Source organism: Streptomyces massasporeus (genome assembly GCF_014648995.1).
Classification (GTDB): Bacteria; Actinomycetota; Actinomycetes; order Streptomycetales; family Streptomycetaceae; genus Streptomyces; species Streptomyces massasporeus.
The window spans coordinates 1-15,607 of the sequence record NZ_BMSE01000024.1 but is presented as its reverse complement, the minus strand read 5'-3'; the positions used below and the strand labels follow the sequence as shown (position 1 = coordinate 15,607).

Sequence of the window (15,607 nt, the reverse complement as noted above, 5' to 3'; positions counted from 1 at the left end):
GTTACACGAGAGGCCGGTCCTCCCTGCCCTGGCCGGCGCGCAGAACCCGCAACACCGTGAGGGCCACGTGGAGTTCGGTGCGGTGGTCGCCGGATTCGAGGTCGGTGTCGAGGAGGCGCTCGATGGTGCGCAGGCGCTGGTACATGGTCTCTCTGGACAGGCCGCCGCGACGGGCCGCCGTCGTCTTGTTGCCGGCGGCGTCGAGGTAGTGGCCCAGGGTCGCCAGCAGGTCGGTGCCGTGCCGGGTGTCGTGGTCGACGAGCCGGCTCAGCCGCCGTTCCGTGTAGTCCTGGATCCGGGTGTCCTCGCGCAGCGCGTACAGCAGCCGGCGCAGGTCGATGTCCGGCAGCTCGTGGAAGGAACGGTCCGCGGGCAGGGCCTGGCCGGGCGGGGTGGCCTCTATGACCCGGGCCGCCTCCCGGAAGGAACGTGCGGTGTCGGCGAGGTCCGCCACCTCCGAGCCGACGCCGATGATCGCCTCCGGGGCCAGAGCCAGCGCGGTGCGGCTCAGCCGTTCGGCCACGGGCCGCCAGGGCCGGTCGGGGCGCAGGGCCAGCAGGACGCCGAGGCGGCCGGGGGAGAGCTCGCCGACCAGGGCCGGGACCCCGGCCGACCTCAGCTCCCGGTGCAGCCGGGCCTCCGGTTCCGCGTCCTCCCCGCCGGGCCCCGGATCCACGAGGATCGCCAGGAAGACACCGGCCTCCGTGGGCAGGCCCAGCGCGGCGCAGCGGGCGCGGACGTCCTCGGCGGAGTGGTGGCGCTGCTCCGCGAGTTCCCGCAGGACGGTGCGGTGGGCCGTGTGCTCCCACGGCGTGGAGTGGATGAGCCGGGCCACCGTCAGGGCCATCGCCGTCCGCTCCAGGACGGTGACGTGCTCGGGACCGAAGGCCGGCCCGTCGGCGGGCAGCATCGCCAGACGCCCCCAGCGTTCCCCCTGGTAGGAGACGGGCGCGGTGAGCCACCCCTCCGGGCCGCCCACCTCGGTGCGGTCGCCGGGCTCGGCAGCCCGGGAGCGCCGCTCCCAGTCCCCGAGCGCCTCCTCCACCGTGCTCCCCGAGGGCTCGCAGATCAGCGCCTGGTGCACCAGGTTCTCCAGCACGACCGTCCGGCCGCTCATCTCCGCCGCCGCGCGCACCACGTCCTGTGGCCCCGCCCCGCGCAACGTCAGAGCCGTGAACGCCTCGTGGATCCGCTGCGTCCGCCGCATCGCGTCGGCCTGGTTGCCGAGGATCAGCGCGTGCACGACCTGGGTGACCTCCAGGAAATTGACGTCCCGGGCGAGGGTGACCAGGGGCAGGCCCCGGGCCCGGCAGGCCTGCACGAGGGCGTCGGGCGGCCGGTGATAGCGCCGTACGAGTTCGATGACCAGGGCGGCCGCCCCCACCTCGGTGAGTTCGTCGACGTACCGGCGGACACCCGAGGCGTCTTCCGGCAGTGGCATGCCGGTGGTCAGGACCAGCTCGCCGCCCTTGAGGAAGGAGGCCGGGTCCGTCAGCTCGGTGATGTGCACCCAGCGCACCGGCCGGTCCAGTTGAGCGAGCCCCGTGACGACCTGGGGCTGTCCCGCGGCCAGGACCGGCAGGGCCAGGACGTCGGCGAGGGTGGGTGCGCGACCGGCCGGGGCCGCATCACGGCCGGCCGTCGGGGGGTGCTGGTTCACGGTGCCTCCCTGCGTGCCCGGTCACTCTGACAAGCGGGGCTGACCTGCGCAAGAGCTGTCCACGGGTGGGACAGGGGGTGCCTGGGGGGTCCGGCGGTTGACACAACGTCCGAACAACGGGTTCCGGCCGGACAGATCACGCGTTGCCGGCGGTCGCCGCGGCTTGGATGCTCGGCACCGGAGCTGAGCCAAGCAACCACACCTCGTCGTACGGCCGGGAGACACCATGACCGCACTGTCGCCGCACCTTCGCCAGGCCACGCCCGTCGTGGCGGCCCGGGGCGAGGGCGTCCACCTCTACGGTGAGGACGGCCGCCGCTATCTCGACTTCACCGCCGGTATCGGCGTCACCAGCACCGGGCACTGCCACCCCAAGGTCGTGGCGGCGGCGCAGGAGCAGGTGGGCACGCTGATCCACGGCCAGTACACGACCGTCATGCACCAGCCGCTGCGCCGCCTCGTCGACAAGCTGGGCGAGGTGCTGCCGGCCGGCCTGGACAGCCTGTTCTTCACCAACTCCGGCAGCGAGGCCGTCGAGTCGGCACTGCGGCTGGCCCGCCAGGCGACCGGCCGGCCGAACGTCATCGTCTGTCACGGCGGCTTCCACGGCCGTACGGTCGCCGCCGCCTCCATGACGACCTCCGGCATCCGCTTCCGCTCCGGGTTCTCCCCGCTGATGAGCGGCGTGGTCGTCACCCCCTTCCCGACCGCCTACCGCTACGGCTGGGACGAGGAGACCGCGACCCGCTTCGCCCTGAAGGAACTCGACTACACCCTCCAGACGATCTCCTCGCCCGCCGACACGGCGGCGATCATCGTCGAGCCGGTCCTCGGCGAGGGTGGCTACGTCCCCGCGAACCGCGCCTTCCTGGAAGGCCTGCGCGAGCGGGCGGACCGGCACGGCTTCCTGCTGATCCTCGACGAGGTGCAGACCGGCGTCGGCCGCACCGGCCGCTTCTGGGGCCACGACCACTTCGGCGTCACCCCCGACATCCTCGTCACCGCCAAGGGCCTGGCCAGCGGCTTCCCCCTCTCCGGCATCGCCGCCTCCGAGGAACTGATGACCAAGGCATGGCCCGGCTCGCAGGGCGGCACATACGGTGCCAACGCCGTCGCCTGCGCCGCCGCCTGCGCGACGCTGGACGTCGTACGCGACGAGAAGCTCGTGGAGAACGCCGAGGCGATGGGCAAGCGGCTCCGCCAGGGCCTGGAAGCCGTCGCCGACCGGACCCCGGGCATCGGCGACGTCCGCGGCCTCGGCCTCATGCTCGCCACCGAGTTCGTCACCGAGGACGGCAGCCCCGACCCGGAGACCGCCGCCCGCGTGCAGCGCGCCGCCATCGACGAGGGCCTGCTCCTGCTGCTGTGCGGCGCCTGGAACCAGGTCGTGCGCATGATCCCGGCGCTCGTGATCGACGAGACCGGCGTCGACGAGGGCCTTCAGGCCTGGGCGAACGCCGTCGAGGCCGGAACCTCGGGAGCGTCGGGCCGATGACCACCGCCACCCGCGACCTGGCGGGTCTCACGGCCCGTATCGCCGAGCTCGCGCCCGGTCTGCGGGTGGAGACCGGCCCGGGGGCCACCGGCCCCTACGCCTACGACGCCTCCAACTACCGTGTGCCGCCGCGGGCGGTGGCCTTCCCGCGTTCCGCCGACGACGTGGTCGGCGTGCTGCGGGCCTGCCGTGAGGCGGGTGTGCCGGTCACGGCCCGGGGCGGCGGCACGAGCATGGCGGGCAACGCGGTCGGGCCGGGTGTGGTGCTGGACTTCTCCCGGTACATGAACCGGATCCTGGACATCGACGTCGAGGCGCGCACCGCGCGGGTCGAGGCGGGTGTCGTCCTGGACGCGCTGCGCAGTGCGACCGCGCTGCACGGACTGGACTTCGGCCCGGACCCGTCCTCGCACAGCCGCTGCACCCTCGGCGGCATGATCGGCAATGACGCGTGCGGGAACCGGTCGGTGCGTGACGGGCGGACCAGTGGGCATGTCGAGGCGCTGGAGATCGTGACGGCCGACGGCGTGCGGGCCGTCGCCGACCACGCAGGGCTGCACCCGGTCGATCCTGGCGATGCCGGGCCGGTCGCCCGGCTGCAAGCCGATCTCAAGCGTCTGGTCGGTGAGAACCTGGCGCTGCTCCGGACCGAGCTGGGCCGCATCCCGCGGCAGGTCTCGGGCTATCAGCTCCACCACCTCCTGCCGGAGAACGGCTTCGACCTGGCCCGCGCCCTGGTGGGCACCGAGGGCACCTGTGCGGTCGTCACCGCCGCGACGGTCCGCCTGGTGGCCACCGCACAGGCCTCCACCCTGCTGACCCTGGGCTACGAGGATGTGGTCCAGGCGGCTGAGGACGTGCCGGAGATTCTGCGCTTCTCGCCGAGTGCGGTGGAGGGCATGGACGAGGCGATCGTCGCCACCATGCGCGCCCGCCGCGGCCCCGATTCCGTCACCGGCCTGCCCGAGGGCCGCGCCTGGCTGTACGTCGAGCTCGAAGGCGACGACCAGGCCACCGTGAACGCCCGGGCCGAAGAGTTGCTCGATGCGCTCAAGGCCGTGGGACGGCTGACCGGCGGGCGGCTCGTGGAGAGCCCGGCCGAGCGGCGCTCGCTGTGGCGGGTGCGGGAGGACGGGGCCGGACTGGCGGCCCGGCTCGTCGACGGCGGGGAGTCCTGGCCCGGCTGGGAGGACGCGGCCGTCGCCCCGGCGGACTTGGCCGCCTACCTGCGCGGTTTCCGCAAGCTGCTCGCCGCCCACGAGCTCACCGGTGTGCTGTACGGGCACTTCGGCGCCGGATGCGTCCATGTGCGGATCGACTTCGACATGGCCACGGACGCAGGCCGGACGGTCATGCGCCGGTTCCTGTCTGAGGCCGCCGCGTTGGTTGTCGAGCACGGCGGCACGCTGTCGGGTGAGCACGGTGACGGACGTGCCCGCAGCGAACTGCTGAAGGTCATGTACAGCCACCGCATGATCGCCGCGTTCGCCGCCTTCAAGAAGACCTTCGACCCCGAAGGGCTGCTCAACCCCGGTGTCATCATCGACCCGGCCCCGCTCGACGCTGACTTGGCGCTGCGTGAACTGCCGCTGGTGGACTCGACGTTCGGCTTCCCGCACGACGAGGACGGTTTCGCCGGTGCCGTGCGTCGCTGTGTCGGGGTCGGCCGTTGCCGCAGTGACGCCGGCGGGGTGATGTGCCCGAGCTATCGGGCCACGGGCGAGGAGAACGACTCCACCCGCGGCCGGGCCCGCATGCTCCAGGAGATGGTCCGCGGCGAAGCCGTCAGCGACGGCTGGCGCTCCACCGAGGTGCGCGACGCACTCGATCTGTGTCTGTCGTGCAAGGCCTGCTCCAGCGACTGCCCGGTAGGCGTCGACATGGCCACCTACAAGGCGGAGTTCCTCCACCAGCACTACAAGGGCCGCCTGCGGCCCCGCTCCCACTACTCCCTCGGCTGGCTGCCCCGAACCTCCGCCCTGGCCGGATACGCGGCCCGCCCGGTCAACCTGCTGCTGCGCGGACCGCTCGGCAAGCTCCTGGCCCGCCTGGGCGGCGTCACCACCAAGCGCGCAATCCCCGCCTTCGCCTCCCGCCGCGCCCTGCGCACGACCCTCCGCGCTCAGAAGACCACCGAACCGGCCAGAGCCATCCTCTTCGTCGACAGCTTCACTCGTGCCTTCCGCCCACAGGTCGCGGGAGCGGCGAGCCGCGTGCTCGCCGACGCCGGTGTCCCCTGCACCCCGCGGGACGGCTTGTGCTGCGGGCTGACCTGGGTCAGCACCGGCCAGCTCGCCACGGCCCGCAAGATCATGGGCCGCACGGTCGCCGCCCTCGATAACGGCGACGACCGGCCGATCATCGTGGCCGAACCCAGCTGCGCCGCAGCCCTCAAACGCGACGTGCCCGAACTCCTCGGCACCGAGGCCGCCCGGCGCGTGGCCGACCGCGTGCAGACCTTCACCGGCGCCCTGAGCGACCTGGCCGACCCGGGCTGGACCCCGCCGCCCCTCCCCGAGAACGTCGTACTGCAGACCCACTGCCACGAGTACGCCACGTTCAAGGGTCGCCGCCCCGCCGACCTGCTGCGCCGCCTGGGCGTACGCGAGGTCGACGAGGCCGAGGGCTGCTGCGGACTGGCCGGCAACTTCGGCTTCGAAGCCGAGCACTATGACACCTCCATCGCCGTCGCCGACCTCGCCCTCAAGCCCCGCCTGGACCGACTGGACGGACGCCCCGTCGTCGCCGACGGCTTCAGCTGCGCCACCCAGATCGACCACCTCGCCGGCGACCAGGACATCCGCGCCCTGCACCTCGCCGAACTCCTCGACCCCGCCGCCGATCAACCAGGAGAGACGACATGACCGAGGTACTGACTCAGTTGTTCATCGGCGGTGCCTGGGTGGACGCCGCGGACGGCGCCACCATGCCCGTCGACGACCCCGCCACCGGCGAGATCCTCTGCCACGTCGCCGACGCCGGCGCCAAGGACGCCCGGCTCGCCGAGGAGGCGGCCGTCCAGGCCCAGCCCGACTGGGCCCGCACCGCGCCCCGGGCACGCAGCGAAATCCTGCGCCGCGCCCACGAGCTCATCCTGGAACGCACCGACGAGCTCGCCCACCTGATGACGTCCGAGATGGGCAAGCCGCTCGCCGAGGCCCGGGGAGAGGTGGCGTACGCCGCCGAGTTCTTCCGCTGGTTCTCCGAGGAGGCCGTGCGGATCGACGGTGGCTGCGGGCTGCTGCCCGACGGCCGTAACCGCATGCTGCTCTCCCGTCGCCCGGTCGGCCCCTGCCTGCTGATCACGCCGTGGAACTTCCCGCTGGCCATGGGCACCCGCAAGATCGGCCCGGCGATCGCGGCGGGCTGCACGATGATCCTCAAGCCGGCCCCGCAGACCCCGCTGTCCAGCCTCGCGCTGGCCGGGATCCTGAAGGAGGCGGGCCTGCCGGACGGGGTGCTGAACATCGTCACCACCTCCCGCGCCGGCGAGGTGTGCGAGCCGCTGTTGCGCGGCGGCCGGATCCGCAAGCTGTCCTTCACCGGCTCCACCGCCGTCGGCCGGCTGCTCCTCGCGCAGTGCGCCGACACCGTCGTACGCACCTCGATGGAGCTGGGCGGCAACGCCCCGTTCATCGTCTTCGACGACGCCGACCTGGACGTGGCCGTGGACGCCGCGATGGTGGCCAAGATGCGCAACATGGGCGAGGCCTGCACAGCGGCCAACCGGTTCTTCGTGCACCGGTCGGTGGCCGACGAGTTCGGGCGGCGGCTCGCCGAGCGGATGGGCGCGCTGGTGGTGGGGCCCGGCACCCGCAACGGCGTGGACGTCGGCCCGCTGATCGACGCCACCGGACGCGCCAAGGTGGAGGAGCTCGTCGCCGACGCCGTGGAGCGCGGCGCCGAGGTGCTCGTGGGCGGTCGCAGGCCGGAAGGGCCGGGCAACTTCTATCCGCCGACCGTGCTGGCCGGTGTCGACCCCGGCAGCCGTCTGATGGACACGGAGATCTTCGGGCCGGTCGCCGCGATCCTCACCTTCGACGACGAGGACGAGGTCCTGCGCCGTGCCAACGACACGCCCTGGGGACTGGTCGGTTACGTCTTCACCCAGGGACTGGACCGGGGCCTGCGCGTCAGTGAAGGCCTGGAGGTCGGCATGGTCGGCCTCAACACCGGCCTCGTCTCCAACCCGGCGGCCCCGTTCGGCGGGGTCAAGCAATCCGGGCTCGGACGCGAGGGCGGCCGGGTCGGGATCGACGAGTTCCTGGAGTACCAGTATGTGGCGGTGCCTGTGCGATGACGGCCGCTTGTTCAGGCGCGCAGAACCGACAGATGGTCGAACTGGGTCCAGCCATCCCGGCCCAGCCCGCGCAGGTGCCTGGTGATGTCGGACCTGGTGAACCGGAACGGTGTGGTCCGGACGGCCGGTGGGAGTTCCCGGGGCGGGCCGCCGGAGACGCTGTGCTCGACCGTCGCGGAGTCGAGATTCCAGTTGTCCGGGTCCTCGAAGGCCGAGCGGCCGAACAGGTTGGCGTTCAGGGTGACGGTGGTGATCTCGTCCGCCGCGATGTTCTTCCCGAAGAGCTCAGCAGGCTGATGCCGATCCGGTGGGTGCTCCCGTTGGACCACCCCGCGTCCCGGGTGACGTTGCCGACGGCGCGGCTGCCCTGCGACCGGTGTGCACCGTGACGTCGAGGTTGTTTCCGCCTCCCCGCAGATCGTCCCCGCCGGTTCTCAGAGTGAGGAACAGACGTGTCTCGTCCTGGACCGGAGCGGTGCAGTTGTCGAACTCGCCCGGCCCGGCCGCCGCGTCGGGCGCCGCGCAGCACGGGACGACGAGCATGGCTGGCGTGGCCAGTGTCATGAACCGCCTGATGCCGACCGTCAAAAGGACCTCCTGGTGGTCCGTGAGTCAGTTGATGTGGAACCCCACGCCGGGACCGTTGCCCTGGTAGGTCCCGTCCCGGGTGTACTCGGTGGTGCTGATGGAGAAGGTCTGGCCGGGGAAACGGCCGTAGAAGTCGGGGGAGGGCAGTCGCATCCGTGCCGTGAAGTCACCGTCGCCGTCGGTGCGGGCCTCGCCCATGGCGGTGGCGTGGAACGTCAGCTTCACCAGGCCGTCACGGATGAACCCGGATCCGGTGACGGTGACGGTCGTGTGGGCCGAGCCGCTCCGGGGACTGACCCGCAGCTCCTCGGGGGCGGAATAGGTGTCGTCCTCCGGGGCCGTGTCCGGGTACGAACCGGATCCGGCCGAGGAACCCGACGACCATGGCGGTGTGGCGGAGCCGAAGTCGGGCAGGCCGCCGGAGTTGATCCACCCGTTGATCACGAACGCCGCGGCCACCAGGAACGCGATCCCGCCGAGGATGCCGCTCCCGCCACCGCTCTCCTCGCGTCGCGGGGCAGGGGGCGGAACCGCCGCCGGTCCCGGCGGCAGCGGGGCGGGGCCGCCCTTCTCCTTGCCCTTTCCCGCGGGCTTCCCCGTCTTTCCCGTCCCGGGGAACGACTGCGCGCCGCCCGTGAAGGGAGCGGGCCCGGGCCGGCCGGTGATCGCTTCGCGGATCCTCTCCAGGTCCTCATTGGCCGCCATGTGCCTGCTCCGCCCCTCGTCGTGTGTCGGCAGCGACCCGGTCGGCGATCAGGCGCGCTTCCCGTACGGCCGCGGCGGCCCCGCGCCGGTCGGCCGCCCGCACCCGGGTCAGCGCCCGGGCGATGACGCAGTAGAACCCGGTGCGCAGTTCCTCGGAGTCGAACCGCATGCCGTCGCGGGTCACGCGGTCACCCAACGCCCGCAGAGCGGCTGCCGCCTGCGCTTCCCGGGCGACGCCCGCCAGCTCGTGCTCGACGTCCGGTACCAGCCTCAGCCAGTGCCGGGCCGCGCACGGCCGAGGACAGGCCTGGCACCAGATCCGCTCGGCCGGCCCGGGCTGCCCGCCCACCGCGGGCCCGGCCGCCGACCGCCGCATCTCGTCGACGGGGGCGGGGGGTTCCGGGGTCACCGACACCCACACCGGAGCCGGGTGGCCGCCCGCCGACACGACGAAGGCCTCGCCCCGGCCGAGCAGCGGCACCTGCTCGGCCACCTCGCCGATCGCTCCGGGGCCCGGCGCCTCGCGCAGCCGGTGGGTGAGCAGATTGGGGAACAGGCCGGTCACCGTGTCCGGGAGCTGTTTCGGGTCCTGCGTCACCAGGACGAACCCCTGCCCGTAGGAACGCTGTGTCGCGATCGCCGTCGCGGTCGCCTCCGCGGCGGCCGACATCCGGAACTCGTTCTGGGCGGGGCTGCTCCCACCGCCGAGCAGCAGGTGCGCCTCCTCCAGGACGGTCAGATGTCCGAAGCCGGGGAGCGGATGGGCCCGCCGGTAGGCCACGAGACCGGCCAGCAGCAGGCCGAAGGCCAGTTGCCGGGCCGCCCGGTCCCCGAAGTCGGCCAGTGTGATCACCGAGGGTTCGGCCAGCAGCCGTCCCCAGTCCAGCCCGGCGTCCGGGCCGCCGGCCAGGGCGTCACCGCCCGCGCCCGCCAGCAGACTCTGCACCCGCTGCCCGAGCGAGGCCCGCAGATTGGCGGCCTGTTCCCCGGTGCCCCCGTACGCGCAGACCTGTTCCAGGACCGCCCGGTAGAGCTGGGCCACGGTGGGCGGGGCGTCGTCCTGGTAGAGATCGGTGACGGCGTTGCGCAGGGCCGCCGCGGCGAGCGGCCAGGACGCCGACAACCCCGTGGCCGCGTCGAGGCATTCGGCCACGGTGTCGGCGAACGCGGCCCTGTTCACGTCCTCGGGGACCGCCAGCGGGTTGATCTGCGTCCCGTCGTGACCGAGCCTCAGGGCATGGGCGCCCATCGGGAGGTAGTCGGTCTTCTCCGGGTCGACGACCAGGTACGGCACCGCGTGCTCGCGCCACATGCGCCGCAGCAGCGTCATCACGGTGGTCGTCTTGCCGAACCCGACCAGTCCGGTGACGAGCAGATGCTGATTGAGGTCCGGCATCCGCAGCCGGTACGGCCGGCCGCCGACCGAACGGCCGAGCCGGACCCCGGCTCCTTCCGCCTGCGGGGCGTAACGGGACACGATTGCGGGACGCCGCTCATGGCGGGTGACCGCCTCCCTGGGCAACGCGGCGAGCGGCAGCAGGCCGGCCGCGGTCTGCGGGGGCACGATCGTGCCGTTCCGGACCAGTTCCAGCGTGCTCGGCCGGGGCAGCTCCGCGACGGGCTCGGGGGACAGGCCGGGCGCGGCGAGCGCGGCCGCGAGCTCCGCCGCGACGGCGGGCTCGTCCGCGGTGACCGTCACGGTCGCGTGGAAGGCCACCAGCGCCTGATCCAGAGCCTCCAGCGCGGCCGCCGGACCTGACGCGTCCACTGGGCCGTCCGCCGCCTGGTCCCGTCCCGGGGCCGTCGCCCGTCCGTCGACGCGCCGGACGACGCGGCGCAGCACCGGCACGACCGTCCGCGGCGGCGCGAGCGGTACCAGCGCCACCCGTACGCCGCACGCCCCGGCGGAGCGTTCGACGGCGTCCAGCAGCGCGGCCCACCGCAGCCCGGCGGGCGGCCAGCACGCGATGCTCCGGCCCGGCAGCCGCCCGGCGGGCCCGGCGCTCAACCGCCACGCCAGCGCACCCTCGGCGCCCGCCGGCCCGCCGTCGGCCGGCCCGAAGTCGGTGAGCCCGGCGAGCAGATCACGGCAGCGGGCCGCATGGCCGGCCACCGACGCGTGCTGCCCGGTCAGCCGCAGCGCCATGCGCGCTCCCGTCACCGGATCACGCCAGACACGAGCGTGCACGGCGACGGGGTCACCGGGCCGCATACCCGCCAGGAACTCCGCCAGCCTGAGCCGCAGGACATCATCCACCGTCCGCGACGAACGGTCGGGCGAGGGAACCGCGGCCTGTGCCGGCAGCCGGACGACCGGCAGGCTGACGCTGCCCGCCGTCGCCGGGACGCCGGCCGGGCCGGTGGTGTCCTGCGCCGCGGTCATGATCGTCCCCCTGTCCTGATCAGCTCGCGCAGCCTGCCGGGGGACACGTCCTGGGCCGGCCCGGCCAAAGGGTCGGTCCTGGAGTCCTCGGCACCGCACACCGGGCAGTCGGGCCTGCGTTCCACCGTCATCCAGACGCTCTGGAAGGCATGCTGGCCCGGGGCCTCGGCCAGTACGTGCCCGAACAGCCAGTAGCCGGGTTCGGTGCCGAACGCCACGTAGGACTGGCCGCGCTCACGGGCGACGGTCAGGAACCGCGCGATGCGCGCCTGCCCGGTCCCACCGTCGGACGGGTGCAGCAGGGCGAGCGCGATCTTGGCGGCCGCGGCCGAGACGTGCTGGATGTCCACGACCAGACCGGGTTCGGCGACCAGACGGCCCGTGCCGTAATCCGTCGGCTGTACGAGGGCAGTGCCCGCCGACAGCTCCCGTACCCCCGCCGTGGCGCAGCCCCAGCACGCGGCCCCCGGAAAGGTCATGATCACCTCGCCGCCGGCCGCGCCCCGGTACAGACCGGGGAAGACCGCCGGAACGCCGGTCCAATACGCGAGGTGGTCCAGGCGGCGCTGGGCCCGGCTGTCGTCGGTGGCCGCGACCAGCAGATCACAGTCGCGCAGTTCGTCGGCCAGACCGCGGGCGCCGAGTTCGTGGACGGTACGCCCCAGCGTGCGCACCGACAGCTCCGGGTTCACCGCGACGAGCCGGGAGGCGAGTGCCGACACCTTCGGCCGGCCGATGTCGCGGACCGTGTACGGGCTGCGCCCGAGGTTCTCGGGGGCCACCCGCTCCGGGTCGATCAGGGTCAGCCCACCGACTCCCGAGCGAACCAGGCACTCGGCGAGGTACGCGCCGACCGACCCCGCCCCGGCCACCACGACGTGCCGCCCGGCGAGTTCGGGTGCGATCAGCCCCGCGCTGCGTGCGAACAGCCTGGGCGTGCGGCGGCCGCCTCGGCGCGCCCGCGGACGCGCCGAGGCGGCCGAAGCCGCCCACAGCCGCGCCGCGGAGGCAGGGGAACGGCGCCGCGGCCTTGCCGCCGCCACGGCCAGGGCCAGCCGGTCGGCGGCCGCGGCCGCCGGATCCCACGACAACGCGAGCGGCGAGCCGTGCGTGACCAGCACCGGAGGTGTGGCCGGGAAGTCCACGCCGAACAGCACCGCCGACACCGAGGGCAGCGCCTCGAAGCGGGCCCGCACGGCCAGCACCGGGACACCGTCCATGGTCAGCACCTCGGGTTCGCCCACCTCGTGGGCTCCCGCCCGGTCCAGCGAGGCCGACACCGGCAGCACGAGCGGACGCATCGGCAGCACCTCGACCCCGCCCGGCGTGCCCACCGCGCCGAACCACGACACCCGCGTCCCACGACTGACCAGTTCGTGCGCGGCCGGCGGCCCGTCGTCCCGCGTGACCACGGGCGCCAGGTACCGCCCGAGATGCGGGTTCAGCGCGAGTGACCGGCCGAACTCGCGGTGGTCCTGCTCGGACGGTTCCGGGAGTTCTGCGGGGTGCGAGTGGACGATGCCCTTGAACCGTGCCGCACCGGCCCGCTGGATCCGCTCGACCTCCTCGATGAGCCGGGTGCTGGTGCGGTACCGCACGCTGGTGACGGCCGCCTCACCGTCCGGCACCAGATGCGTGACCAGATCGGTGCCCGCCGGCCCGAGCAGCGCCCCGCCGGCTTCCGGCGGCACCCCGCCGATCCGGTCGACGATCGCCGCCAGCGCGTGATCGGTGACCCGTACCCTCATCACGGCGCTCACCGCCCTTCCGCCGCGAACGGGAACCGGTGGCCGCCCCGCACGAACCCCATGCCCAGCGCCCACAGAACGGACTTGGAGTACGCCTCCTCGAGCGTCGGCCGGCCCGCACCGCGCGTTGGGGACAGGCAGATCGTCCCGTCCGCGTACAGATGGCCGTCGTGCGCGTCGATCACGTTCCGCTGGACGAGCTGCTCCAGCGGGGGCTCGACCAGCTTCACCCGGTACTCGCGCCCGTCGAAGAACGCGAACAACGTGTAGCGCTCGTCGAGTTCGGTCGTGATCGAGTACGCCCAGCCGCGCACGTCCGGCTCGTCGACGTACACGGTGCCCTCCGGCATGTGGGTCCGCGCGAACCGCCGGTCCGCCGCCAGCCGCCGCTGATCGGCCCTCGATGCGGCGAAGGTGCCGTGGTGTACCCGGGAGACCGGCTCGTCCTCCGCCGGGTCCCCCCGGTAGATCGTGCCGTCCCGCCCCACCGTGATCCGCGCCGCCGGATCGTTCGGGTACGGGTCCTGCCTGGTCTGCGCCCGCATGATGATGTCGCGCAGTTCGTTCAGGTCGCCGGAGTTCCTGCTCATGGGCGGTACCCCCCGGTCCCGAGCTCCGAGGAGGACCTGTGGTCGTGGGTGTTGCTCGACGACCTGTCCTGCTCGTTGAGATGGGTGTGGAAGTTGGTCCGGGGCTCCGACGTCTGTCCCTGGCCGCTGTGGAGCTGCTGGTCCGTCTGCTTCAGGCCGCCGGTGCGGTCCTGGCCCCACGAGTGATGACGCTCGTACGGATCGGACACGCGCTGCCCGTCCTCCGCCTCCAACGACCCCTTCTGACGCGGCGGATGGCCTTGCGGTGCGGTGGCACCCCCGTCGCCGGTCTGCGGAGGGCGGGCGCCCGTGGGACGGGGGTGTCCCTCGCCCGGCTCCGTGCGGTGTCCTCCGCCGTGCCGCTCTTCCCACCGCTCGCGGGGACCGATGGACCAGCCGTCGACGAACTGGCGCGGCCGCAAGAGCTCTCCGCCTCCCTCTCGCGACGCCCCGCCGGGATGTCCGGGAGCCTGCCGTTCGCCGTTTCCCTGAGGGTGTTCCCTGGGATGGGCCGTGCGTTCGGTGGCCGGGGCCGGGGCCGGGGCCGGGGCCGGGCGTTCGGTGGAGGGCGAGAGCTGGGCGCCGCCACCGTCCGGGTGCTCACCCTGCGGCCGCCGCTCCCGCGGCCCGGTGGGCGGCTCGGCACCCTGCCCGGGGCGGGCGCTGCCCTGGGCCTGCCCGGAGCCCTCCCCCGTGCGCGGCCGGCCCGACCCCTGCTGTCCCTGATCCTGTTGCGCCGGGCCGAAGAACCGCTCACGCCTGAGGTGATCGGGTGCGTCGACGAGGTGGTCCTCCCTCGGACGGTGGCCGTTCCCCCGGCGGACGTCCCCGCTGCGCGGTCCACCGCCTTGTGCGTTCGGCGGTGCCGGGGCGTTGCCGTCGTGTCGGCCGTGCTCGTCGTCCCGATGCTGCTCCTGTTGCCGGCGAGATCCGGGGCTCATGCGGAGCGCCTCCTTTCGTCCAGTTGTCCGATGTCGTCGGGGGAGGACCCCTCGCTGTCCCGGCCCGGTGCGGGCACGCGTCCCTGCGCCAGACTCCGTAGCAGTTGGGTCGGGGTGACCTTGAGCTCCTCGGCCGCGAACGGCAGTGTGTCGGAGTACTCGCCCAGCAGCTGGGTCAGCGTCTCCCAGCGCGCTTTGACCACCTCGCCTGCGGCCTCCGGGTCCCGCATGAACAGGGGAATCACGTCGTACACGGCGGCCACGTCCACATCCAGCTCGGCCTGGCGGATGCTGTGCGCGCGCTCGGTCTGGTCGGCGTACTGCTGCCTGAGATCGACCAGGAGGGCACGCAGCGGCTCGAGCGCGACGTTGGCCTGCTCTTTGGCGGCGTCGATCTCTCGCTCGTCGTGGACCCGCTCAATAGCGATCACCGTAGGGTCGGGCGTGACGTCCACGTCGACGAACTGTTCCACGACCAGCAGGCCCCCACCGGGCCCGGTGGACGCGCCGGGCGGGCCGGCCAGGATGCTGCGGCTGTCCAAGGCGAGATAGACGTCGTCGTGGCCGCGCTCACGCAGCAGTCTGCGCGCCCACGCGCGGAAGTCGGCCTCCAGCCGGACGCCGGCCGCCTCGCCGTACCGGGAACTGAGCACGCCGTAGCGGGCCACGACGTCCAGCAGCGACTCGGGGTCGGCGCTCCAGCGGGGCTGCACCACCGCGACCGCGCTCACCCCGACCTTGCGCGCGTCCGCCAGCCGTACGGCGTCGGCCGACATCTCCACGGTCTGCGGCGCGTTGTCGAAGAGCAGCACGGACAACTCGCCGGTCGCGGGCAGCCTGCGGCCGGTGAACAGGCCCGTCACCGTGCTGTGCCGGCCGGGGCCGCACACCCGGCAGGGCACTCCGTTGCGGAAGATGACGGCCAGCCAGCCGACGTTCACCACGAGCCACCGCTCGGGCAGGGGAAATGGTCCCTTCACCAAGGTGGGCAGGACGTATGTCTCTGACATGCCGGAGACCTCCAGCGGGCGTTGAAGTCACTCGAAAGTGTTCCGGCTCGGGCCTTCTCCGACGATCGGACAAACCTGCTCTTCGCGACTGGCATCCTGGGCCGTCAGGCGGGGAAAACCCGGGGTGCTAGGTCGTGTCCGCAAAGTCAGGGCAGCCAGAGCAGTAGGCAGGCGAGGGTGACCATGG

General features: G+C 73.2%; 11 protein-coding genes. 3 read left to right on the top strand and 8 right to left on the bottom strand.

Going from position 1 to position 15,607, the window contains the following annotated elements:
- Position 1: 1 nt before the first annotated feature.
- Positions 2-1,660 (bottom strand): PucR family transcriptional regulator, encoded by a 1,659-nt coding sequence (locus tag IE153_RS35620; protein WP_189593843.1) that lies wholly within the window; start codon positions 1,658-1,660, stop codon positions 2-4.
- Between the two features lie 226 nt (positions 1,661-1,886).
- On the opposite strand from IE153_RS35620, the gene IE153_RS35615 reads away from it, so the two are divergent.
- Genes IE153_RS35615 through IE153_RS35605 form a run of 3 tightly spaced genes read left to right on the top strand, consistent with a single transcriptional unit; the run spans position 1,887 to position 7,455 of the window.
- Positions 1,887-3,155, top strand: a complete 1,269-nt coding sequence (locus tag IE153_RS35615) for an aspartate aminotransferase family protein (protein WP_189593842.1) — start codon at positions 1,887-1,889, stop codon at positions 3,153-3,155.
- On the top strand, positions 3,152-6,019 hold the full coding sequence (locus IE153_RS35610) for an FAD-binding and (Fe-S)-binding domain-containing protein (RefSeq protein ID WP_189593841.1): 2,868 nt from the start codon (positions 3,152-3,154) through the stop codon (positions 6,017-6,019). The genes IE153_RS35615 and IE153_RS35610 overlap by 4 nt, the downstream gene beginning before the upstream one ends.
- Positions 6,016-7,455, top strand: a complete 1,440-nt coding sequence (locus IE153_RS35605) for an NAD-dependent succinate-semialdehyde dehydrogenase (protein WP_189593840.1) — start codon at positions 6,016-6,018, stop codon at positions 7,453-7,455. The genes IE153_RS35610 and IE153_RS35605 overlap by 4 nt, the downstream gene beginning before the upstream one ends.
- 11 nt (positions 7,456-7,466) lie before the next feature.
- On the opposite strand, the gene IE153_RS35600 is transcribed toward IE153_RS35605, so the two are convergent.
- The 7 genes from IE153_RS35600 to IE153_RS35570 all read right to left on the bottom strand — a co-directional run bounded on the left by IE153_RS35600 (position 7,467) and on the right by IE153_RS35570 (position 15,420).
- Positions 7,467-7,784 (bottom strand): hypothetical protein, encoded by a 318-nt coding sequence (locus tag IE153_RS35600; RefSeq protein ID WP_189593839.1) that lies wholly within the window; start codon positions 7,782-7,784, stop codon positions 7,467-7,469.
- Between the two features lie 283 nt (positions 7,785-8,067).
- Complete coding sequence (locus tag IE153_RS35595) at positions 8,068-8,748, bottom strand: hypothetical protein (RefSeq protein WP_189593838.1); 681 nt, start codon at positions 8,746-8,748, stop codon at positions 8,068-8,070.
- Positions 8,735-11,131 (bottom strand): ATP-binding protein, encoded by a 2,397-nt coding sequence (locus tag IE153_RS35590; RefSeq protein WP_189593837.1) that lies wholly within the window; start codon positions 11,129-11,131, stop codon positions 8,735-8,737. The genes IE153_RS35595 and IE153_RS35590 overlap by 14 nt, the downstream gene beginning before the upstream one ends.
- The gene (locus IE153_RS35585) at positions 11,128-12,879 is read right to left on the bottom strand and encodes a ThiF family adenylyltransferase (RefSeq protein ID WP_189593836.1); all 1,752 of its coding nucleotides are present in this window, start codon (positions 12,877-12,879) and stop codon (positions 11,128-11,130) included. Before IE153_RS35585 ends, IE153_RS35590 begins: the two co-directional genes overlap by 4 nt.
- Positions 12,880-12,887: 8 nt before the next feature.
- Positions 12,888-13,469, bottom strand: coding sequence for a GvpL/GvpF family gas vesicle protein (locus tag IE153_RS35580; protein WP_189593835.1), 582 nt, complete (start codon positions 13,467-13,469; stop codon positions 12,888-12,890).
- The gene (locus IE153_RS35575) at positions 13,466-14,410 is read right to left on the bottom strand and encodes a hypothetical protein (protein ID WP_189593834.1); all 945 of its coding nucleotides are present in this window, start codon (positions 14,408-14,410) and stop codon (positions 13,466-13,468) included. Before IE153_RS35575 ends, IE153_RS35580 begins: the two co-directional genes overlap by 4 nt.
- Positions 14,407-15,420, bottom strand: coding sequence for an SPFH domain-containing protein (locus IE153_RS35570; protein WP_189593833.1), 1,014 nt, complete (start codon positions 15,418-15,420; stop codon positions 14,407-14,409). Before IE153_RS35570 ends, IE153_RS35575 begins: the two co-directional genes overlap by 4 nt.
- Positions 15,421-15,607 lie beyond the last annotated feature (187 nt).